19 protein-coding genes are annotated in these 21,566 nt (G+C 57.7%); 8 read left to right on the top strand and 11 right to left on the bottom strand.

The annotated features are described in order from the left end of the window. Positions 1 to 178: 178 nt before the first annotated feature. The 4 genes from frr to rpsB all read right to left on the bottom strand — a co-directional run bounded on the left by frr (position 179) and on the right by rpsB (position 3,456). Positions 179 to 736 carry a ribosome recycling factor gene (gene frr / locus CWM53_RS10250; RefSeq protein WP_061155704.1) on the bottom strand — a complete coding sequence of 186 codons (558 nt, stop codon included), beginning with the start codon at positions 734 to 736 and terminating at the stop codon, positions 179 to 181. 150 nt (positions 737 to 886) lie between these two features. Continuing rightward, positions 887 to 1,612, bottom strand: a complete 726-nt coding sequence (pyrH, locus tag CWM53_RS10245; RefSeq protein WP_004098747.1) for a UMP kinase — start codon at positions 1,610 to 1,612, stop codon at positions 887 to 889. Between the two features lie 147 nt (positions 1,613 to 1,759). After that, positions 1,760 to 2,611 carry a translation elongation factor Ts gene (tsf, locus tag CWM53_RS10240; RefSeq protein ID WP_004151930.1) on the bottom strand — a complete coding sequence of 284 codons (852 nt, stop codon included), beginning with the start codon at positions 2,609 to 2,611 and terminating at the stop codon, positions 1,760 to 1,762. A gap of 119 nt (positions 2,612 to 2,730) precedes the next feature. After that, complete coding sequence (rpsB, locus tag CWM53_RS10235) at positions 2,731 to 3,456, bottom strand: 30S ribosomal protein S2 (RefSeq protein WP_061155705.1); 726 nt, start codon at positions 3,454 to 3,456, stop codon at positions 2,731 to 2,733. A gap of 322 nt (positions 3,457 to 3,778) precedes the next feature. Here rpsB and map point away from each other — a divergent pair, with 322 nt between their 5' ends. The 4 genes from map (at position 3,779) to CWM53_RS10215 (ending at position 8,643) form a co-directional block, all read left to right on the top strand. Then, on the top strand, positions 3,779 to 4,573 hold the full coding sequence (gene map, locus CWM53_RS10230) for a type I methionyl aminopeptidase (protein ID WP_004204446.1): 795 nt from the start codon (positions 3,779 to 3,781) through the stop codon (positions 4,571 to 4,573). Positions 4,574 to 4,630: 57 nt separating this feature from the next. Continuing rightward, entirely contained in the window at positions 4,631 to 7,294 is a 2,664-nt protein-coding gene (glnD, locus tag CWM53_RS10225) for a bifunctional uridylyltransferase/uridylyl-removing protein GlnD (RefSeq protein WP_100729966.1), read from the top strand. A 30-nt stretch (positions 7,295 to 7,324) separates the two neighbouring features. Beyond that, positions 7,325 to 8,149, top strand: a complete 825-nt coding sequence (dapD, locus tag CWM53_RS10220) for a 2,3,4,5-tetrahydropyridine-2,6-dicarboxylate N-succinyltransferase (protein WP_085551393.1) — start codon at positions 7,325 to 7,327, stop codon at positions 8,147 to 8,149. A 107-nt stretch (positions 8,150 to 8,256) separates the two neighbouring features. Further along, entirely contained in the window at positions 8,257 to 8,643 is a 387-nt protein-coding gene (locus tag CWM53_RS10215) for a DUF3461 family protein (RefSeq protein ID WP_002889292.1), read from the top strand. A gap of 117 nt (positions 8,644 to 8,760) precedes the next feature. Here CWM53_RS10215 and cdaR read toward each other — a convergent pair whose 3' ends face one another. From cdaR to dgt, 3 genes are all read right to left on the bottom strand, one after another. Next, a complete protein-coding gene (cdaR, locus tag CWM53_RS10210; protein WP_100729993.1) occupies positions 8,761 to 9,918 on the bottom strand; it encodes a DNA-binding transcriptional regulator CdaR in 1,158 nt (385 codons plus the stop codon). A gap of 167 nt (positions 9,919 to 10,085) precedes the next feature. Continuing rightward, positions 10,086 to 11,519 (bottom strand): serine endoprotease DegP, encoded by a 1,434-nt coding sequence (gene degP / locus CWM53_RS10205; protein ID WP_008807359.1) that lies wholly within the window; start codon positions 11,517 to 11,519, stop codon positions 10,086 to 10,088. A 134-nt stretch (positions 11,520 to 11,653) separates the two neighbouring features. Then, the gene (gene dgt / locus CWM53_RS10200; protein ID WP_100729967.1) at positions 11,654 to 13,168 is read right to left on the bottom strand and encodes a dGTPase; all 1,515 of its coding nucleotides are present in this window, start codon (positions 13,166 to 13,168) and stop codon (positions 11,654 to 11,656) included. Positions 13,169 to 13,251: 83 nt separating this feature from the next. On the opposite strand from dgt, the gene mtnN reads away from it, so the two are divergent. Genes mtnN through CWM53_RS10185 form a run of 3 tightly spaced genes read left to right on the top strand, consistent with a single transcriptional unit; the run spans position 13,252 to position 15,403 of the window. After that, positions 13,252 to 13,950, top strand: a complete 699-nt coding sequence (gene mtnN / locus CWM53_RS10195) for a 5'-methylthioadenosine/S-adenosylhomocysteine nucleosidase (RefSeq protein ID WP_008807361.1) — start codon at positions 13,252 to 13,254, stop codon at positions 13,948 to 13,950. Continuing rightward, positions 13,943 to 14,743, top strand: a complete 801-nt coding sequence (btuF, locus tag CWM53_RS10190) for a vitamin B12 ABC transporter substrate-binding protein BtuF (protein WP_061155709.1) — start codon at positions 13,943 to 13,945, stop codon at positions 14,741 to 14,743. The genes mtnN and btuF overlap by 8 nt, the downstream gene beginning before the upstream one ends. A 36-nt stretch (positions 14,744 to 14,779) precedes the next feature. Beyond that, on the top strand, positions 14,780 to 15,403 hold the full coding sequence (locus CWM53_RS10185) for a TRIC cation channel family protein (RefSeq protein WP_002889277.1): 624 nt from the start codon (positions 14,780 to 14,782) through the stop codon (positions 15,401 to 15,403). Positions 15,404 to 15,488: 85 nt separating this feature from the next. On the opposite strand, the gene erpA is transcribed toward CWM53_RS10185, so the two are convergent. After that, positions 15,489 to 15,833, bottom strand: a complete 345-nt coding sequence (erpA, locus tag CWM53_RS10180) for an iron-sulfur cluster insertion protein ErpA (RefSeq protein WP_008807363.1) — start codon at positions 15,831 to 15,833, stop codon at positions 15,489 to 15,491. Between the two features lie 81 nt (positions 15,834 to 15,914). Then, complete coding sequence (gene clcA / locus CWM53_RS10175; RefSeq protein WP_100729968.1) at positions 15,915 to 17,333, bottom strand: H(+)/Cl(-) exchange transporter ClcA; 1,419 nt, start codon at positions 17,331 to 17,333, stop codon at positions 15,915 to 15,917. A gap of 180 nt (positions 17,334 to 17,513) precedes the next feature. Here clcA and hemL point away from each other — a divergent pair, with 180 nt between their 5' ends. Further along, the gene (gene hemL / locus CWM53_RS10170) at positions 17,514 to 18,794 is read left to right on the top strand and encodes a glutamate-1-semialdehyde 2,1-aminomutase (protein WP_016160319.1); all 1,281 of its coding nucleotides are present in this window, start codon (positions 17,514 to 17,516) and stop codon (positions 18,792 to 18,794) included. A 136-nt stretch (positions 18,795 to 18,930) separates the two neighbouring features. On the opposite strand, the gene fhuB is transcribed toward hemL, so the two are convergent. Together fhuB and fhuD are read right to left on the bottom strand one after the other, a co-directional pair. Further along, positions 18,931 to 20,913, bottom strand: coding sequence for a Fe(3+)-hydroxamate ABC transporter permease FhuB (gene fhuB / locus CWM53_RS10165; protein WP_100729969.1), 1,983 nt, complete (start codon positions 20,911 to 20,913; stop codon positions 18,931 to 18,933). Then, a partial coding sequence (fhuD, locus tag CWM53_RS10160) for a Fe(3+)-hydroxamate ABC transporter substrate-binding protein FhuD (RefSeq protein ID WP_100750783.1) occupies positions 20,910 to 21,566 on the bottom strand: 657 nt, incomplete at its 5' end. The genes fhuD and fhuB, both read right to left, overlap by 4 nt.

The following is a 21,566-nucleotide window of genomic DNA, read 5'->3' as shown; positions in this document are numbered from 1 at the left end:
AAGCCCCTACGCGACAACTATCGGGGATAAGACGGCGGCATCAGGCCTTCAACTTAGCGCTAAAGGCTACAAGGCCAGCCGTCTCAACGCAATCCCGAGAATTGAGCGTACAGTCTTCTGTACGGCGTTTCAGATTTTACTCAGGCCAGGAAGTGTCGGCCCGAGCAACAGCAGAGCATCAGAACTGCATCAGTTCCGCTTCTTTATCTGCCAGCGCCGCGTCAACTTTCTTGATGGCGGCGTCAGTCATTTTCTGCACGTCGTCCTGAGAACGGCGATCGTCATCTTCGCTGATCTCTTTCTCTTTGAGCAGAGCTTTAACTTTGTCGTTCGCATCACGGCGAACGTTACGCACGGCGACACGCGCCTGCTCCGCTTCGCCACGCACGATCTTGGTCAGATCTTTACGACGTTCTTCGGTCAGCGGCGGCAGCGGAACACGAATATCGCTGCCGGCAGAGCTTGGGTTCAAACCGAGGTCGGACGCCATGATTGCTTTTTCAACGGCCGGGCTCATGGAGCGGTCAAAGACGTTGATTTTCAGCGTACGGGAGTCTTCTACCGTAACGCTGGCCAGCTGGCGCAGCGGGGTCGGGGTACCGTAGTATTCAACAATAATCCCGTCCAGCAGGCTCGGAGAAGCACGACCCGTGCGAATTTTGCTGATTTGGTTTTTGAATGCTTCAACGCATTTTTCCATGCGGATTTCAGCATCTTTTCTGATATCGCTAATCACGTTACGAATCCTTGAAAGCTTGTCTCAGTCAGACCAGACGGGACACCCGTCGGAAAATGAGCTAAGTATAGTCAGATTTAATGAAAATCACCGGGCAATATCCCCGCGAAAGTAAAGCGGAATATTACCCGGATTTGGCGCTGACGGGAATTATTCCGTGATCAATGTGCCTTCTTTTTCGCCCATGACCACGCGACGCAGGGCGCCAGGTTTGTTCATGTTGAAGACGCGAATCGGCAATTTGTGGTCACGCGCCAGGGTGAAGGCCGCCAGATCCATGACTTTCAGCTCTTTATCCAGCACTTCGCTGTAGGTCAGCTGATCGTACATGGTGGCAGAAGGATCTTTTGCCGGATCCGCGGTAAACACACCGTCAACCTTGGTCGCTTTCAGCACCACGTCGGCTTCAATTTCAATACCACGCAGGCAGGCTGCGGAATCGGTGGTAAAGAACGGGTTGCCGGTACCCGCGGAGAGGATCACCACGCGGTTGTTGCGCAGCAGGCTGATCGCCTCTGCCCAGCTGTAGTTGTCGCACACGCCGTTCAGCGGGATGGCGGACATCAGACGAGCGTTCACATAGGCGCGGTGGAGCGCATCACGCATTGCGAGGCCGTTCATGACCGTTGCCAGCATGCCCATGTGGTCGCCCACAACGCGGTTCATACCCGCTTTCGCCAGACCAGCACCACGGAACAGGTTACCGCCACCAATTACTACGCCAACCTGAATACCCAGCTCAACCAGCTCTTTGATCTCCTGAGCCATGCGGTCAAGTATGCTTGCATCAATACCGAAGCCTTCTGAGCCCTGCAGCGCTTCGCCACTTAATTTCAGCAGAATACGTTTGTAGACGGGTTTTGCATTGGTAGCCATGTTTCTTTCCTGAGACTGTCAACGAATGAGATATGAGAATTCTGGCGACATTGTATGTCGCATTTCAGCGCGGTCACTATACGCAGTTGGCTGAATTTACAAAATGGGCGCAAAAAGAAGCCGCCCTCAGGCGGCTCCTTGTAAAAATTAAGACTGCTTGGACATCGCAGCAACTTCTGCTGCAAAGTCAGTCTCAACTTTCTCGATGCCTTCGCCCACTTCAAAGCGGATGAAGCCAGTCACGTCAGCATTATGCTCTTTCAGCAGCTGACCAACAGATTTGCTCGGCTCCATAACGAAAGGCTGACCCGTCAGAGAAACTTCGCCGGTGAATTTCTTCATGCGGCCTTCAACCATTTTCTCTGCGATTTCTTTCGGCTTACCAGACTGCATCGCGATGTCCAGCTGAACCTGGTACTCTTTTTCTACGACTTCAGCAGACACGTCTTCCGGCTTAACGAATTCCGGCTTGCTTGCTGCAACGTGCATTGCCAGCTGCTTAACCAGCTCTTCGTCAGCGCCTTTAGCGGCAACCAGAACGCCGATGCGCGCACCGTGCTGGTAGCTACCCAGAACGTCGCCTTCCAGAACAGCGATACGACGGATGTTGATGTTCTCACCGATTTTAGCAACCAGCGCAACACGTTCTTCTTCGAACTGCGCTTTCAGAACTTCAACGTCGGAGATTTTACCAGCAACAGCTGCGTCCAGTACTTTGTCAGCAAATGCCTGGAAACCACCATCTTTAGCAACGAAGTCAGTCTGGCAGTTAACTTCCAGAATGTAACCGTAGTTGCCTTCGATTTTGGTTTTGATCACGCCGTCAGCAGCCACGTTGCCTGCTTTCTTCGCCGCTTTGATCGCGCCGGATTTACGCATGTTTTCGATTGCCAGCTCGATGTCGCCATTCGCTTCAGTCAGCGCTTTTTTGCAATCCATCATGCCTGCGCCAGTACGTTCGCGCAGCTCTTTTACCAGGGAAGCGGTAATTTCAGCCATTCTAAAATCCTCGGGAGATGTGGATACTGCCCGGCCAGCGGCCAAACAGCGTAAATTGAAAAAAGGGGCCTGTAATGGGCCCCTATTCATACACGGTACTAATAAGGGCTTAAACCTTATTATTCAGCTTCTACGAAGCTTTCTTCCGCCTGAGAAGCCAGGTCCTGAGAGCGACCTTCACGAACGGTAGCAGCAACAGCGCCCAGGTACAGGGTCACTGCGCGGATTGCATCGTCGTTACCCGGGATAACGAAGTCTACGCCGTCCGGATCAGAGTTGGTATCAACGATAGCAAATACCGGGATACCCAGGTTGTTTGCTTCTTTGATAGCGATGTGCTCGTGGTCAGCGTCGATAACGAACAGTGCGTCCGGCAGGCCGCCCATGTCTTTGATACCGCCCAGGCTGTTTTCCAGCTTGTCCAGCTCACGAGTGCGCATCAGCGCTTCTTTCTTGGTCAGCTTCTCGAAAGTACCGTCCTGGGACTGAGTTTCCAGGTCTTTCAGACGTTTGATGGACTGACGAACGGTTTTCCAGTTAGTCAGCATACCGCCCAGCCAGCGATGGTTCACGAAGAACTGGTCGCAGCTGTTAGCAGCTTCTTTTACCGCTTCGCTTGCAGCGCGCTTAGTACCAACGAACAGGATCTTGCCTTTACGGGCAGAGATTTTGTTCAGCTCAGCCAGAGCTTCGTTGAACATCGGTACCGTTTTCTCAAGGTTGATGATGTGAACTTTGTTACGCGCGCCGAAGATGAAAGGCTTCATTTTCGGGTTCCAGTAACGGGTCTGGTGACCAAAGTGAACACCAGCCTTGAGCATGTCGCGCATGGAAACAGTTGCCATGTTTAAAACCTCTATAGATTAAATTGGGGTTATGCCTCCACGTATCCCATATTACCGACCCCGAAGGGCACCCCGGAATATGTGCCGATACGTGTGTGTTATTTACACAATATGAGTATGTCGCTTACGTCCATCCTTGTGTATCTGAGATGGAACGGAAGTCCGGCGCGCTTTATACCACAAAATCAATCCAGACACCAACTCTTGTTGACGTCACGTGCTGTTAATGATTCTCAATTTGGCACCAGCCTGCCCGGACTGTTACCATTGGCAGGACTTACTCTATTATTGTCGAAAATATCGACACTGCTGGACATACTCCATGGCTATCTCTATCAAGACATCTGAAGACATTGAAAAAATGCGCGTTGCCGGCCGCCTGGCCGCTGAAGTGCTGGAAATGATCGAACCCTGGGTTAAACCGGGCGTCAGCACCGGCGAACTGGACCGCATCTGTAACGACTATATCGTTAACGAGCAGAAGGCCATTTCCGCCTGCCTCGGCTATCACGGCTATCCGAAATCCGTCTGCATTTCCGTCAACGAAGTGGTCTGCCACGGTATTCCTGACGACGGCAAACTGCTGAAAGATGGCGATATCGTTAACATCGACGTGACGGTCATTAAAGATGATTTCCATGGCGACACCTCCAAAATGTTTATCGTCGGTAAACCGACGATTCTCGGTGAGCGCCTGTGCCGCATCACTCAGGAAAGCCTGTATCTGGCGCTGAAAATGGTGAAGCCGGGGATCAACCTGCGCACCATCGGCGCGGCGATCCAGAAATACGTTGAAGCCGAAGGTTTTTCCGTGGTGCGCGAATACTGTGGCCACGGTATCGGCCGCGGCTTCCATGAAGAGCCGCAGGTGCTGCACTACGACTCACCAGAAACCAACGTTGTGCTTAAACCCGGCATGACCTTCACCATCGAGCCGATGGTCAACGCCGGTAAAAAAGAGATCCGCAGCATGAAAGACGGCTGGACGGTGAAAACTAAAGACCGGAGCTTGTCTGCGCAGTACGAGCATACTATTGTGGTGACAGACAACGGCTGCGAAATTCTGACGCTACGCAAGGATGACACCATCCCGGCGATAATCTCGCACGATGAATGATGAAAAGCCGGCGCCCGCCGGCTTTTTTATTAGATAGTTTTTTCTTATGGTGACGCGATGAGCAACTCATTACCTGACACAGCCTCCCCTCTTCTGCCCGTCCCGCCGGAACATCCGGTGAGCTGGCCGCAGGGCGATCTGAACTGTGCTGCAATTAAGGCGCACATCGATACCTTCCAGCACTGGCTGGGCGAGGCGTTTGACTCCGGCATCGCCGCGGAGCAGCTCATTGCGGCGCGCACCGAATTTATCGACCAGCTGCTGCAGCGGTTGTGGATCGCCTGCGGCTTTGAATCCGTCTGCGATCTGGCGCTGGTCGCCGTCGGCGGCTATGGCCGCGGCGAGCTGCATCCGCTCTCTGACGTCGACCTGCTGATCCTCAGCCGCAAAAAGCTGCCGGACGACCAGGCGCAAAAGGTCGGCGAACTGCTGACGCTGCTGTGGGACGTCAAGCTGGAGGTGGGCCACAGCGTACGTACCCTCGAAGAGTGTCTGCTCGAAGGCCTCTCGGATCTCACCGTCGCCACTAACTTGATTGAATCGCGCCTGCTGATCGGCGACGTCGCGCTGTTCCTTGAGCTACAAAAACATATTTTTAGCGACGGCTTCTGGCCATCGGAAAAGTTCTTCGCCGCCAAGGTCGAAGAACAGAACGTCCGTCATCAACGCTATCACGGCACCAGCTATAACCTGGAGCCGGACGTGAAAAGCAGCCCCGGCGGCCTGCGCGACATCCATACGCTACAGTGGGTAGCTCGCCGCCATTTTGGCGCCACCTCAATGGATGAGATGGTCGGCTTCGGCTTTCTGACCGAAGCCGAGCGCAATGAGCTCAACGAGTGCCTGCACCAGCTGTGGCGCATCCGTTTCGCGCTGCATCTCGAGCTCACGCGCTATGACAACCGCCTGCTTTTCGACCGTCAGCTCAGCGTCGCCCGCCGGCTCGGCTACGAAGGCGACGGCAACCAGCCGATTGAGCATATGATGAAGGACTTCTTCCGCGTCACCCGCCGGGTGAGCGAGCTGAACCAGATGCTGCTTCAGCTGTTTGAAGAGGCCATTCTCGCCCTGACCGAGGATGAAAAACCGCGGCCTATTGATGATGACTTCCAGCTGCGCGGCACCCTTATTGATCTGCGTGACGACACGCTGTTTATTCGCGAACCGCAGGCCATTCTGCGCATGTTTTATATGATGGTACGCAACAGCACCATCACCGGCATCTACTCCACGACGTTGCGCCATCTGCGCCATGCCCGGCGCCATCTGACCCAGCCGCTGTGCTATATCCCGGAGGCGCGTACGCTCTTTCTCAGCATGCTGCGCCATCAGGGGGCGGTAAGCCGCGGACTGCTGCCGATGCATCGCCACAGCGTGCTGTGGGCCTATATGCCGCAGTGGTCACATATCGTCGGCCAGATGCAGTTCGACCTGTTTCACGCCTACACCGTCGATGAACACACCATCCGCGTGATGCTGAAGCTGGAGAGCTTTGCCAAAGAAGAGACCCGCAGCCGCCACCCGCTGTGCGTGGAGCTATGGCCGCGCTTAACGCACCCGGAGCTGATTTTAATCGCCGCCCTGTTCCACGACATCGCAAAAGGGCGCGGCGGCGACCACTCGATCCTCGGCGCGCAGGATGTGCTGAAGTTTGCCGAGCTACATGGGCTGAACTCCCGCGAAACGCAGCTGGTCGCCTGGCTGGTGCGTCACCATCTGCTGATGTCGGTCACCGCCCAACGGCGCGACATTCAGGATCCGGAGGTGATTAAGCAGTTCGCCGAGGAAGTGCAAACGGAAAATCGCCTGCGCTATCTGGTGTGCCTGACCGTCGCCGATATCTGCGCCACCAACGAAACGCTGTGGAACAGCTGGAAGCAGAGCCTGCTGCGCGAACTCTATTTCGCAACCGAGAAACAGCTGCGTCGGGGCATGCAAAGCACCCCGGATATGCGCGAACGGGTGCGTCATCATCAGCTGCAGGCGCTGGCCCTGCTGCGGATGGATAATATTAATGAAGAGGCGCTGCATCAGATCTGGAACCGCTGCCGCGCCAACTATTTCGTGCGGCATACGCCGACGCAGCTCGCCTGGCACGCCCGCAACCTGCTGCGCCACGATCTGAATAAGCCGATGATCCTGCTGAGCTCGCAGGCCACCCGCGGCGGTACGGAGATTTTTATCTGGAGCCCGGATCGCCCTTATCTGTTTGCCGCGGTGTGCGGCGAGCTGGACCGCCGCAACCTCAGCGTCCACGACGCGCAGATCTTCACCACCCGCGACGGCATGGCGATGGATACCTTTATTGTCCTCGAACCCGACGGCAGCCCGCTTTCCGCTGATCGCCACGACGCGATTCGCCACGGTCTTGAACAGACGATAACTCAGCGCAGCTGGGAGCCTCCGGCCCCGCGTCGCCAGGCGGCGAAACTGCGTCACTTCTCCGTGGTCACCGAGGTGAATTTCCTGCCAACACACACCGACCGAAAATCGTTTCTGGAGCTGATTGCGCTCGATCAGCCTGGGCTGCTCGCCCGCGTCGGACAGGTGTTCGCCGACCTCGGTATTTCGCTTCACGGGGCGCGAATTACGACAATTGGTGAGCGAGTAGAAGATTTATTTATAATCGCCACCGCCGACCGGCGTGGCCTTAATAATGAGCTACAACAAGAAGTGCAACAACGGTTGACAGAGGCCCTCAATCCAAACGATAAAGGGTGACGTATTTTTTTTAGTGAATGGAAAGAAACAATGCAGCAGTTACAGAACGTTATTGAGTCCGCCTTCGAGCGTCGCGCCGACATCACGCCGGCCAATGTGGATACCGTGACCCGCGAAGCGGTAAACCAGGTTATCGCCCTTCTGGATTCCGGCGCGCTGCGCGTCGCTGAGAAGATCGATGGTCAGTGGGTGACGCATCAATGGCTGAAGAAAGCGGTACTGCTCTCTTTCCGTATTAACGATAACCAGGTTATCGATGGTGCGGAAAGCCGCTACTTCGATAAAGTACCGATGAAATTCGCTGACTACGACGAAGTGCGTTTCCAGAAAGAAGGTTTCCGCGTGGTGCCGCCGGCAGCGGTGCGCCAGGGCGCATTCATCGCCCGCAACACCGTGCTGATGCCGTCCTACGTTAACATCGGCGCCTACGTTGACGAAGGCACCATGGTTGACACCTGGGCTACCGTCGGCTCCTGCGCGCAGATCGGTAAAAACGTTCACCTGTCCGGCGGTGTCGGCATCGGTGGCGTACTGGAGCCGCTGCAGGCGAACCCGACCATCATCGAAGACAACTGCTTTATCGGCGCGCGCTCTGAAGTGGTTGAAGGGGTGATTGTTGAAGAAGGCTCCGTGATCTCCATGGGCGTCTACCTGGGTCAGAGCACCAAAATCTACGATCGCGAAACCGGTGAAGTCTTCTACGGCCGCGTACCGGCTGGCTCGGTGGTCGTGTCAGGCAACCTGCCGTCGAAAGATGGTAAATACAGCCTGTACTGCGCGGTAATCGTTAAGAAAGTCGATGCCAAAACCCGCGGCAAAGTCGGCATTAACGAACTGCTGCGCACCATCGACTAAAGCAAATAAAAAGCGGGAGATATCCCGCTTTTTTTATATTTGATGCTGGCGAAAATGGATTTTTTCGTTAATTATTCAATGGTTATGATGCTATCAAAGGTACCGTTATGTACGATAATCTGAAAAGTCTTGGCATTACCAACCCTGATGAAATCGATCGCTATAGCCTGCGGCAGGAAGCTAACAACGACATCCTGAAAATCTATTTTCAGAAAGACAAAGGCGAATTCTTCGCCAAGAGCGTGAAGTTCAAATACCCGCGTCAGCGCAAAACCGTCGTCGCCGACGGCGTCGGCCAGGGCTACAAAGAGGTCCAGGAGATCAGTCCGAACCTGCGCTACGTCATCGATGAACTGGATCAGATCTGTCAGCGCGATCGCACTGAAATCGATCTCAAGCGTAAAATCCTCGACGACTTACGCCATCTGGAAAGTGTGGTCACCAACAAGATCAGCGAAATCGAAGCCGATCTGGAAAAGCTCACCCGTAAGTAACAGCGTTCCCGGCGGCGCACTGCCTGACCGGGCAAACGATATAATCTGCCGCTTACGCCATGCATCCTCCAGGCCGGGTAAGGCGAAACCGCCTCCCGGCATTTTTATCTCAATACCCTATCGTTGTTCATCCAGCTGCAGGGCAATATAGAGCAGCAGCCGATCGTCAAAGCTGCCGAGATCCAGACCGGTCAGTTCCGAGATACGGTTTAACCGATACTCCAGGGTATTGCGATGAATAAACAGCGCTTTTGACGTCGCCAGCGGCTGCACGTTATGGCGAAACCACGCCTGCAGCGTACGTCGCAGCAAACCGTTGTTATCCATTGCCTTCAGACGCGCCAGTGGACGAGCCAGTTCATTAGCCTGCCAGCCGCCGCGCAGGCTGTCGAGCAGCACCGGCAGCATCAGATCCTGATAGAAATAGCTGCGGCTCTCCGGCATCCGCTGCTTACCCACCATCATTGTCGTCCGTGCGGTACGGTAAGAACGGGCGATGCTCCCGGGGCCGGTGAAGAAGTTGCCCAGCGCCACGCGAAAGCGGAGCTGGCCATTCTCTTTCATCCTGGCGATAAGCTGCTCGACGCGGCGGACGTGATCGTCGGCATCCCAGCGACCAAAGCTGTTCAGCGCCGGTTTCAGCACCACCATTTCCGTGAGTGACACAATGGCCACCAGGTTATTGCGATCGGGGGTGGTCAGCGCGTTCTGCAACTGCTGCAATTCAGCCATCGCACTGTCCACACCGAGCTGGCCGCTGTCAACCTCAATCATCGCCACCACCCGCGGTTGATTAAGATCGATACCTAACCGCTGAGCCCATTCGTTCAGCGCCGGGGTATGCTCTTCCGCCTGAATCAGGTTCATCACCAGCTCTTCGCGCAGTCGGCTGTCCTGCGCCAGGAGATGCATCAGTCGCGACTGCTCCAGCATCATCTCTGCCGTCATGCACACCAGCTCGCCATATTTTCGTAACGATTCAGGCTCGCCCGTCAAGCCGATCACCCCGACGATTTCACCTTCGAGACGCAGCGGCAGGTTGATCCCCTGGCGCACTCCGTGCAGATGGCTAGCGACCGCGTCGTCGATATCCACTACCCGCCCCTGGGAGAGCACCAGCAGCGCGCCTTCGTGCAATTCACCAATCCTTTCGCGATCGCCGCTGCCGATAATCCGCCCGCGGGCATCCATCACGTTGATGTTGGTATCGATGATGCGCATCGTCCGCGCCACAATATCCTGCGCCATTTTGGTATCAAGATGCCAGCCAGCCATGTAATCCTCCCCTATGCAGGGGACCAGCATAAAAGAGTCATCGCCCTGCTGCATTGTGCATATGCCCGAAGGCGGGGCGAGATATGTGGAGTTGTGGAAGCGGTCACAGAACGAAAAAAAGCCCCTGCCCTCGACGAGGGAAGGGGCTATGGTGCTCGCGCTGACGATTACTGCAACAGCAGGTAGATAGAGGCGTCGCCGCGCTGAATGTTCAGCGCCAGTACTGACGGTTTGGCGTCGAAGATTTTCCGCAGATCGGCGATATTTTTCACCGGCTGCTGGTTCGCCCCGACAATAATATCGCCTTTCTTGAGGCCAATCTGCGCCGCCGGAGTACCGGCTTTCACATTATTGACCACCACGCCCTTGTCCTGACCCTTGTTGCTCATTTCCGCCCCTTCAATCCCGTTGAAGATGGTGCTTGAATCAACCTGGGTCTGGTTGCTCTGCTGCAGTTCGACGGTAACGGTGACCGGTTTGCCGTCGCGCAGCAGGCCAAGCTCAACTTTGCTACCGATAGGCATAGTGCCGACCTGAGCACGCAGCGCGGCGAAGCTGCTGATCGCCTTGCCATTGAGGGTAGTGATCACGTCGCCGGCTTTAATACCCGCTTTCGCCGCTGCCGAACCTGGCATCACCTGGCTGACGAAGGCGCCGCGCTGGGCGTCGACTTTCATCGCTTTCGCCAGTTCAGAGTTCAGTTCGGTACCCATGATGCCGAGCTCACCGCGTTTCACCTGGCCATATTTCACCATCTGCTCGGTCAGGTTTTTCACCATGTTGCTCGGGATAGCAAAACCGATACCGATGTTGCCGCCGTCCGGCGCCAGGATGGCAGTGTTAATACCGATCAGCTCACCGTTGAGGTTCACCAGCGCACCGCCGGAGTTCCCGCGGTTAATCGCAGCATCGGTCTGGATAAAGTTTTCGTAGTTTTCCACGTTCAGGCCGCTACGGCCCAGCGCGGAGACAATCCCGGAGGTCACGGTTTCGCCCAGACCGAACGGGTTACCGATAGCCACGGTGTAGTCGCCAACGCGCAGCGCGTCAGAATCAGCCAGCTTAATCGCCGTCAGGTTTTTCGGATCCTGAATCTGAATCAGCGCGATATCGGAGCGCGGATCTTTGCCCACGACTTTAGCATCAAACTTACGGCCATCGCTCAGTTGAACCTTAATCGTGGTGGCGTTGTCCACAACGTGGTTGTTGGTCACCACATACCCTTTGGCCGCATCAATGATGACGCCGGAGCCCAGCGCCATAAATTTCTGCTGCTGGCCGCCGTCAGGCTGACCGCCCTGTCCACCGCCCTGGCAAAACGGTGAACTTTGGAAAGGAGAACCATCCTGGCAGAACGGCGAGTTATCGCCAAAGAACTGCTGGAAGTTACGCGGCATCCGTGGGGTATTAACGGTGGTGCTACCTTCAACGTTAATGCTCACCACCGATGGCATCACCTTCTCCAGCATCGGGGCCAGGCTTGGCATCTGCTGCGCATTAGTCGCCGAAGATGCCGTTTCTGCCGCGCTCGCAGAGAGCGGGGACAACGCCAGACCTAAACTCAGAGCCAGTGCACTCATTGCTAACGTGGTTTTTTTCATCAGTTTCAATCTCAATATCAGATAACGAAAGTTGCTGTGTACGTGACTATCAGAGTCATTTTATAGCGCTAAGTTCCGGAATTAAGATTCTGGAAAAAGTAAAAATTTATTGTCCATCTTTACAAAACTCCAGCCTATTCCACCGCCATCAATCGCCGATATTCATCCCACGCATACAAATCCGTCATTCCGCTGATATAATCCTGGATCAGACGGCAGCGATAATAGTATTCCATCAGCGCAAATTCGGGCGCCGTGCGCACCAGCTTATTTACTGCTTCAACATAGGCCAGCCGGTGACGGGTTGAAAGTTTCTGATACAGCCGGGAGGCAATGGGTAACCGCCGTACCCGCTCCTGCGCCACTAATTCGCTGAAATCCTCCAGAGATAATTTCAGCAGCGGCTGATAGATATCCAGCAGGCCGCTAATCACCCGGTAGCCCTGCAATTCCAGCTGCTCGACATCCGGATGGCTAAAGACCTGTTTCATCGCTACATTTTTATAGAGTTCCAGCAGCTGGCTGCAATCGCTATCGTCCTCGAGCAGCGCATGATTAAAGTCGCCAGTGAAGATGGCCGGCAGGTTATCAATAAATCGGCGCGCCGCGTAGGGCACCAGCTTATTCAGCGTGTTTACCCGCAAATACATAAAGAACTGATCTTCCGCGCTCTGTCGCAGGTAATTAGCTCGCGATTTTTCCCAGGCATTTTCCACCACCTGAGAGAATAACGATCCTTTTTCATGGTTGCCCCAGGCATCGTAAAGATGCTGATAAAGCTGCTCGGCGCTGAAAATACGTTTTTCAACCGCGTCCTCGAGATCCGCGACGCAATATGAGATGTCATCCGCGGCCTCCATAATCCAGGTTAATGGGAATCGATTGTAAGGTGCCAGATCCAGTTCTTTACGCAGGCGCGCGACATACTCTTCTTCGGCTAAATAATAGCCAGGCTTCTTCATTAAATAACTGTGACTGGCTGGCGTCGCTTCGAACCACCACGCCGGTCGGGTATATTTCAGGATACAGCCCACCTGCGCCCAGGTCAGATTCATCCGCATCAGCGTGTGGACCAGACGAATCCCCTGCGCGTTGCCCTCAAAGCTGCAGAGATCCTGGCGCACTTTGCGCCGCAGCGCATTCAGCGCCGTTTCCCCTTCATGCAGGCGTAACGCCTGCACCTCGCAGCGATCGTCGGTCAACGGCTGGCCGAGCGCATCGCCGGGGGCCAGGCGCTGGCGAAACCAGTCGTTAATCGCTGCCTCGCCAAAGTGGCCAAACGGCGGGTTGCCAATGTCGTGCATCAGGCAGGCCATCTCTACCACGCTCTCGAATGGCCCGGTCAGCTCTTCAAGACCATACTCTTCCAGCAGCTTCTGCTCTTTCAGCCGGCTCAGCACCTCTTTGGCGATATAGCGCCCCACCTGCTGCACCTCCAGCGAGTGGGTCAGGCGGGTACGTACCGCTGCGTTGCGCTCCAGCGGGAAGACCTGAGTTTTTTGCTGTAAGCGGCGGATGGCCGCCGAGTTGACGATCCGTCCCCGATCGCTTTCGAAGATCCGCAGGATGTCGCGCTCCGTCTCCACCCGCGGCGGCGAACGGAAGCGTCGATGCCAGTTTATCTTGTTGCGAAAATCAATCTTTGCCATAGCCTCTCCCGCGCGAGCAATACGCTTCCCCTTAAGCGCATGATAGACTATGCAACTAAACCTGACACATCGCGAGTAAATCTATGAAAATTGGCATTATTGGCGCTATGGAAGAGGAAGTTACCCTCCTGCGCGACAAAATCGAAAACCGCCAGACCATCACCATTGGCGGCAGCGAAATCTATACCGGCCAACTTCACGGCGTTGACGTCGCTCTGCTGAAGTCTGGTATCGGGAAAGTGGCGGCGGCGACGGGCGCGACCCTGCTGCTGGAGCGCTGCCAGCCTGACGTGATCATTAATACCGGTTCTGCCGGCGGCCTCGCGCCGACGCTGAAGGTCGGCGATATCGTCGTCTCCGATGAAGCGCGCTACCACGATGCCGACGTCACCGCCTTCGGTTATGAGTATGGCCAGCTGCCTGGCTGCCCGGCGGGCTTTAAAGCGGACGATAAGCTGGTGGCCGCCGCCGAAGACTGCATTAAAGCGTTAGATCTCAATGCCGTTCGCGGCCTGATCGTCAGCGGCGATGCCTTCATTAACGGCTCCGTCGCACTGGCGAAGATCCGCCATAATTTCCCGCAGGCAATTGCCGTGGAAATGGAAGCGACCGCCATCGCTCACGTCTGCCATAACTTCAAAGTTCCCTTCGTGGTGGTTCGCGCCATCTCCGACGTGGCCGACCAGCAGTCCCACCTCAGCTTTGAGGAGTTCCTTGCGGTCGCCGCCAGACAGTCCACCCTGATGGTGGAGAATCTGGTACAGAACCTGGCACGTGGCTAAGTCGCTATCCTTCGCGCTTGCCGCGCTGCTGTTACTCGCCCCGGCGTGGCTACTGGCCGCGCCGCGGGTGGTCACCCTCTCCCCCGCCAATACCGAACTGGCCTTTGCCGCCGGGATCACGCCGGTCGGCGTCAGCAGCTATTCCGATTACCCTCCGCAGGCCAAAACCATAGAACAGGTTGCCAGCTGGCAGGGGATGAACCTGGAGCGCATCGTGGCGCTAAAGCCAGACGTGGTGCTGGCCTGGCGCGGGGGCAATGCCGAACGCCAGGTTAACCAGCTGCAGTCGCTGGGTATTCACGTCCTCTGGGTGCAGACCTCGACGATAGAAGAGATCATCGCCACCCTGCGTCAGTTGGCGCAGTGGAGCCCGCAGCCGGAAAAAGCGCAGCAGGCGGCACAGGCGATGCAGCAGGAATACGATGCGCTGAAAGCGCGCTATGCCAATGCGCCGAAGAAACGCGTCTTCCTGCAGTTCGGATCCACGCCGCTGTTCACCAGTGGTCCCGGTTCGATTCAGGATCAGGTGCTGAGGCTGTGCGGCGGCGAGAATATCTTTGCCACCAGCCGTGTTCCCTGGCCGCAAGTGAGCCGCGAACAGGTGCTGGCCCGCCAGCCGCAGGCGATCGTGGTGACCGGCGACGCCAGCCGCATTGCCGAAGCGCAGCGCTTTTGGCAACATCAGCTCACCATTTCGTTGATTGCGTTACACAGCGACTGGTTTGAACGCGCAAGCCCACGTATTATCCTCGCCGCCAAACAACTTTGTGCGGCGCTTGACCAGGTAAAATAATCATCCGGCACACCGGATGTTCAGTGGGAATCAACGATGCTTGTCTATTGGCTGGATATTATTGGCACGGCTGTCTTCGCGATCTCCGGCGTTCTGCTGGCGGGAAAATTACGCATGGACCCGTTCGGCGTGCTGGTGTTAGGCGTGGTGACGGCGGTGGGCGGCGGGACCATCCGCGACATGGCGCTGGCGAATGGCCCGGTATTCTGGGTCAAAGATCCCACCGATCTGGTGGTGGCGATGGTCACCAGCATGCTGACTATCCTGCTGGTCCGCCAGCCGCGTCGGCTGCCGAAATGGATACTGCCCGTTCTTGATGCCGTTGGTCTGGCGGTGTTTGTCGGCATCGGCGTCAATAAAGCCTTTCTCGCCGGCAGCGGTCCGCTGGTGGCGGTCTGCATGGGGGTGGTCACCGGCGTCGGCGGCGGGATTATTCGTGACGTGCTGGCGCGCGAAATTCCCATGATTCTGCGCACCGAGATCTACGCCACCGCCTGTATTGTCGGCGGCATTGTCCACGCTACAGCGCACGACACCTTTCATCTCCCGCTGGAGAATTCGGCGATGATGGGCATGGTGGTGACGCTGGTGATCCGTCTGGCGGCGATCCGCTGGCACCTGAAGCTGCCGACGTTTGCCCTGGACGATAACGGAAGGTAATAAAAGCAAAACGGTAACCGTAAGGTTACCGTTTTTCGCGTTGACTCCCTCTCTCTGTGGGAGAAGGCAATCGGCCGTACTCTCGTTAAACGCTGAACGAGGACCCGCAGCCGCAGGTGCTTTTCGCGTTCGGGTTGGTCACGATGAAACGCGAACCTTCCAGCCCTTCGGTATAGTCGACGGCGCCGCCAACCAGATACTGCAGGCTCATTGGGTCGACCACCAGGCCGACGCCCTGTTTCTCGATGGTCATATCGCCTTCGTTCACCTGATCGTCAAAGGTGAAGCCATACTGGAAACCGCTGCAACCGCCGCCGGTGATATACACGCGCAGTTTCAGGTTCGGATTATCTTCATCCGCAATCAGGTGTTTTACTTTGTTGGCTGCGGCTTCGGTAAACTCCAGCGGCAACGCTACGTCATCACTCATTTTTTGCTCCCATTGATACTTCCGGCCGGTTAAAGAATAACCGGACCTTTTGAGCCATTATCTAATACCCTGGTAAATCGTTCAAGTATTCTCCCGAGGTGGCTGCTGCGCTTTTGCCGCCTGCTCGGCCTCCTGCTTCGCCAGAGTACGTTGCAGAATGGTCGAATACAAAGGCTTACCGCCGAGGAATTGCGCCAGTAGTGTTGCGCCAAGGCAGGTAATAATCATTGGCAAAATGAGCTGATAGTTATCCGTCATCTCCAGTACCAGCACAATTCCGGTCAGCGGCGCACGTACCGAGGCGGCAAGCAGTGCCCCCATCCCGGCGATAGCGAAGGTGCCGGCATCCAGATGGTAGGCCGGAAACAGCGGAATAGCCGCCATGCCGAACGCCGTGCCCAGCAACGTGCCCAGCGCCAGCATCGGCGCGAAAATGCCCCCCGGCGCGCCGGAAGAGAAGCAGATCAGCGTGGTCACCACGCGGGCGACAAAGATAAACAGCAGCAGACCGACGGAGAAGTTACCGGCGGCAGCGATAGGGATCAGGTTAAAGCCCCCCCCCACCGCGGAGGGCTGCATCAGCCCCAGCAGACCGCAGATCCCGCCGATTAGCCCGCCCATCAACACCCATTTTTTGATATTGCCGCCGTGGATGCGCTGGAACAGATCCTGGGTGCGCAGCACCAGAAAATTAAACAGTGGGCCAAAGCAGCCAAAGAGCATGCCCAGCACCAGATACAGCCACAGGGTATTCACCGGGGCGCTGCTCAGCTTGCCCACCTCAATGATCGCCGCTTCGCCGTTGAAAATACGAAACACAATGCTCGACATGATCACGCCGGTAAATACCGCTTTAATGGAGATCAGGTTGTAGCGAAACTGCGGGCGCATCTCTTCGATGATAAACAGAATACCGGCCAGCGGCGCATTAAAGGCCGCCGAGAGCCCCGACGCCGCACCGGTCGCCAGCAGCGTGTGCCGCGCTTCCGGACTGCGCATACGGAAAATATCCAGCACCATGCGTCCAATGTTGCCGCCAAGCTGCACCATCGGCCCTTCGCGTCCCAGCACCATTCCGGCGCCCAGGGTCCCCATGCCGCCGATGAATTTCACCGGCAGCACGCGCCACCAGCGCACCGGCCGCAGCTCCTCCAGCGCCCCTTCGATTTCCGGGATCCCGGAGCCGCCCGCCTCTGGCGCAAAGCGGCGCACGAGGAAATAACCGACCATTGCCAACAGCGCCGACAAGATAAACGCCAGCGGCCAGACCAGATACCAGTGGTCGGCCACCTGCGCCAGCGCGCCGATCCGCTGGTTCTGCACCCAGTTCACGCTCTTTTCAAACGCCACGCCCACCAGACCGGCCAGCGTGCCAACCACCGCCGCCATCAACAGGACCGCCAGCGGCGTTTTATCACGCTGAATCAAACGGCGCACCGCATCGCCGCGACGCACCCGCACGAACTGATGTGCTTCAAAAGAGGGAGTATCTGCTTTCATGCCATTATCAATTATTGGTAATACAAATGAAGAGAGAGGCATTTTAGCCGCCCCGGCGCGCTGCGTCGTCAAAAAAATGCCCTTGCGGCACATTGTTTCAATTGGGCAAAACTTTCATAACCATCCTGGAATAACTTAGAATAGCCGATAAAACATTTTTCACGAACCAGGACCCTGGCCATGAGCAAATCTGAAAATCTATACCATGCTGCGCGCGAACTGATCCCCGGCGGCGTTAACTCGCCGGTGCGCGCCTTCACCGGCGTCGGCGGCACGCCGCTGTTTATCGAACGCGCGGATGGCGCCTATCTTTATGACGTGGATGGGAAGGCCTATATCGATTATGTCGGCTCCTGGGGTCCGATGGTGCTGGGCCACAACCATCCGGCTATCCGCAACGCGGTGATCGAGGCGGCGTCCCGCGGCCTGAGCTTTGGCGCGCCGACCGAAATGGAAGTGAAAATGGCGGCGCTGGTGACCGAACTGGTACCGACCATGGATATGGTGCGGATGGTGAACTCCGGCACCGAAGCGACCATGAGCGCCATTCGCCTGGCGCGTGGCTTCACCGGCCGCGACAAGATCATTAAGTTCGAAGGTTGCTATCACGGCCATGCCGACTGTCTGCTGGTGAAAGCCGGTTCCGGCGCGCTGACCCTCGGCCAGCCAAATTCGCCGGGCGTGCCAGCCGATTTCGCTAAACATACCCTGACCTGCACCTATAACGACCTCGCCTCGGTACGCGCGGCGTTCGAGCAATATCCACAGGATATCGCCTGCATCATCGTCGAGCCGGTCGCCGGGAATATGAACTGCATTCCGCCGCAGCCGGAGTTCCTGCCGGGCCTGCGCGCGTTGTGCGACGAATTTGGCGCGTTGCTGATTATCGACGAAGTGATGACCGGCTTCCGCGTCGCGCTGGCGGGCGCCCAGGCTTATTACGGCGTGGAGCCGGATCTGACCTGTCTCGGGAAAATCATCGGCGGCGGGATGCCGGTGGGCGCCTTCGGCGGCCGCCGCGAAGTGATGGACGCGCTGGCGCCGACCGGCCCGGTGTACCAGGCTGGTACCCTCTCAGGTAACCCGATCGCCATGGCCGCTGGCTTCGCCTGCTTAAGTGAAGTGGCGCAGCCGGGTGTGCATGAAACCCTGACCGATCTGACCAACCAGCTGGCGGATGGTCTGCTGAACGCGGCGCGCGAAACCGGGATCCCGCTGGTGGTCAATAACGTTGGCGGCATGTTCGGCATTTTCTTTACCGATGCCGAAACCGTCACCTGTTATCAGGACGTGGTGAAGTGCGATGTCGAACGCTTCAAGCGCTTCTTCCACCTGATGCTGGAGGAAGGCGTGTACCTGGCACCGTCGGCGTTTGAAGCCGGCTTTATGTCCATCGCCCACAGCGAAGAGGACATTAACAACACCATCGACGCCGCCCGTCGGGTGTTTGCCAAACTGTAAGGTGCTTGAATGCCTGGTGGCGCAGGGATTTTCCCGGAGGCGGCGCATTGCGCCTTATCCGGGCTACCAAATCGCACAGCACTGTAGCCCCGGTAAGCGCTAGCGCCACCGGGGATGTTGAGGCCATCCGGGATCGTTAGCGGCTCTGCTTTCTCAGCAAATAGATAAAGTACGGCGCGCCGATAAAGGTCGACAACAGCCCCGCGGGAATTTGGTAGGGGAACATGATCATTCGCCCGCACCAGTCGGCGAACACCAGTAGCATCCCGCCCGTCAGCCCGGAAATCACCATATGCGGCATCGTCCGGCGGAATCCCAGCATCCTCGCAATGTGCGGTGCCATCAGGCCAACGAAACTTAACGGCCCTATGGTGAGCGTCGCCGTCGCCGTCAGGCTCGCCGCCAGCAGCAGCAACCCGATACGCGATGGCGTCAGCGCCATCCCCACCGCCCGCGCCTCCTCGCCGCCCAGCGGCAGGATGGTCAGCCAGCGGCGGCAGAGCGGCGCCAGCGCCAGCAGCGCCAGCATCACCACACCGCTACGCAGCACCATTTCCGGCGTCGCGCTATAGGTCGAACCGGACATCCACGTCAGGATCTGCGCCATGCGCGGATCGCCGCTGGCCTGCAGCATCATCAGCAGCATGGTGAAAGCGGTACTCAGCGCCATCCCCGCCAGCAGCATCCGGTGCGGCGAGAAACCGCCGCGCCCGGCGGCGATCAGGATAACCAGCAGCGTCGCCGCCGCGCCAAGGCTGCCGGCAGGCAGCAGCCAGACAAAGGCGTTGCCCGGCACGAAGAACAGCATCAATACCACGCCGAAGGCCGCGCCAGAGCTGATGCCCAGTACTTCCGGGCTGGCCATCGGGTTGCCGGTCAGGCGTTGAATGATGCAGCCCGCGACCGCCAGCATCACCCCGGCGAACAGCGCCGAGAGCACTCGTGGCCAGCGCCAGGGCATCAGTTGCGCCAGCAGATCGCCGCTGGCCCACTGCCAGCTATGGGCATCGCGGCCAAAGGTTAGCGCGGCGGTTACCGCCAACAGCAGCAGCGCTAAGCCGCCCAGCGCGAACCACAGCACGTGGCGGCGCTCGATCAGCGCTTTATCGCCGCCGTTCATCACCGGGGCGCTGATGCTGCGCAGCCGCGGCAGCAGCCACAGCAATAAAGGCGCGCCAATCAGCGCGGTGACTGACCCGGTCGAGACTTCCCGCCAGACCCGGCTGAGCCAGAGAATAATTTGGTCGGAAAGCCACAGGATCAGCGCGCCGATCAGCGCCGCCAGCAGCAGCCGCGGCAGCAGGCGGCGGGCGCCGAGCATTTTCGCCAGCAGCGGCGCGAACAGACCGATAAAGCCGATAATGCCGACCGCGTTAACCAGCAGCGCGCTGATGACAATCGCCAGCGTCAGCACGCCAAGCCGCGCCAGAGACAACGCCAGCCCAAGGTTACGCGCCACGCCATCATCAAGCCCCATCAGGGTTAACGGGCGTAGCAACAACAGCGTCAACATCGCGCCGCCGAGCAGCTGCGGCCACAGACGCTGCACCACGCTCCAGTCGGTCTGCGTCAGGGTGCCGGTACTCCACAGGAACATGCTTTGCAGCTGGTCATGATGGAAAATCACCATCAGCTGATTGACCGCGCCGCAATAGAGACTCACCACCAGGCCGGCCAGGATCAGCGTCACCGGCGACAAACGTTTGCCCCACGAGACGCCGAACACCAGCGCCCCCACCAGACAAGCCCCAGCCAGCGCGGCAAACTGTGACGCCAGCACGCCGGGGATCGCCCATAATGTGGTGACGGTCATTCCCAACTGCGCGCCGGTGGCGACGCCAAGCGTGGTCGGCTCCGCCAGCGGGTTACGCAGCACCTGCTGGAACAGCACGCCGACGAGGCCCAGCCCGGCGCCGACCAGCAGCGATATCGCCAGCCTCGGCAGCAGGCTGTAATGGAACAGCATCTGGGCGATATTATCGATATCCGGCTGCCACAGCGCCTGACGCCATTGCGCGTAAGGTAAAGCGACATTGAGGTTGACGATGCTCAGCGCGAAAGCGGCAACCAGCAGCCCGGTCAGCAGGAGAATGGCTAACGGCGAGAGACGCGCGTTCATACCGCCGCCCTCCCCTGCGCATCGGCCAGCACGCGGGCGAAATGCATCGCCGACAACGTCGCGCCATAGAACCACACCGCCGGAACCCGCTGGAAACGCCCCGCGCGCACGAACGGCATCGCCTGCCACAGCGGCGTCGCCAACAGCTGGGCCATCTCCCGATCGTTGCCATGATCGAAACAGATCACATCGGCCTCGTTAAATGCCGCCAGCCGGTCAATACCGACGGTGATGCTGCCCCAGAACGCCGCTTCGCCGCGCCAGGCGTTTTGAATGCCAAAGCGATCGAGCACTTCCTGGAACAGGCAGTTCTCACCGAATACCAGTACGTGGCGGGCATCGAGCAGCGAAATCATCAGCAGTGGGCGATCAGCACGCCCGGCAAAACGCGGACGCAGGTTCTCCATCAGCGCGTCGAACTCCGCCAGGTGGTGCTTCGCCTGCTGTTGTTTACCCAGCAGGTCGGCCATTTCCAGCAGCGAACGCTGGGCCATCGCCAGCGGCCGTTTGCCGTCGCTGAAGGTGAAACCGCGGCCGGGTGCGATACGCGCCAGCTTTTCCGGCGACGGGCCATAGCCTGCCGACCAGACGATAAACGACGGTTTCATCTGCGTCAGCAGCTCAAGATTGGGTTCGGTGCGCAGGCCGACATC

The organism is Klebsiella sp. A-Nf5, from assembly GCF_002810545.1.
Taxonomy (GTDB): Bacteria; Pseudomonadota; Gammaproteobacteria; order Enterobacterales; family Enterobacteriaceae; genus Klebsiella; species Klebsiella variicola.
This window is presented reverse-complemented; position numbering and strand designations above follow the sequence as displayed.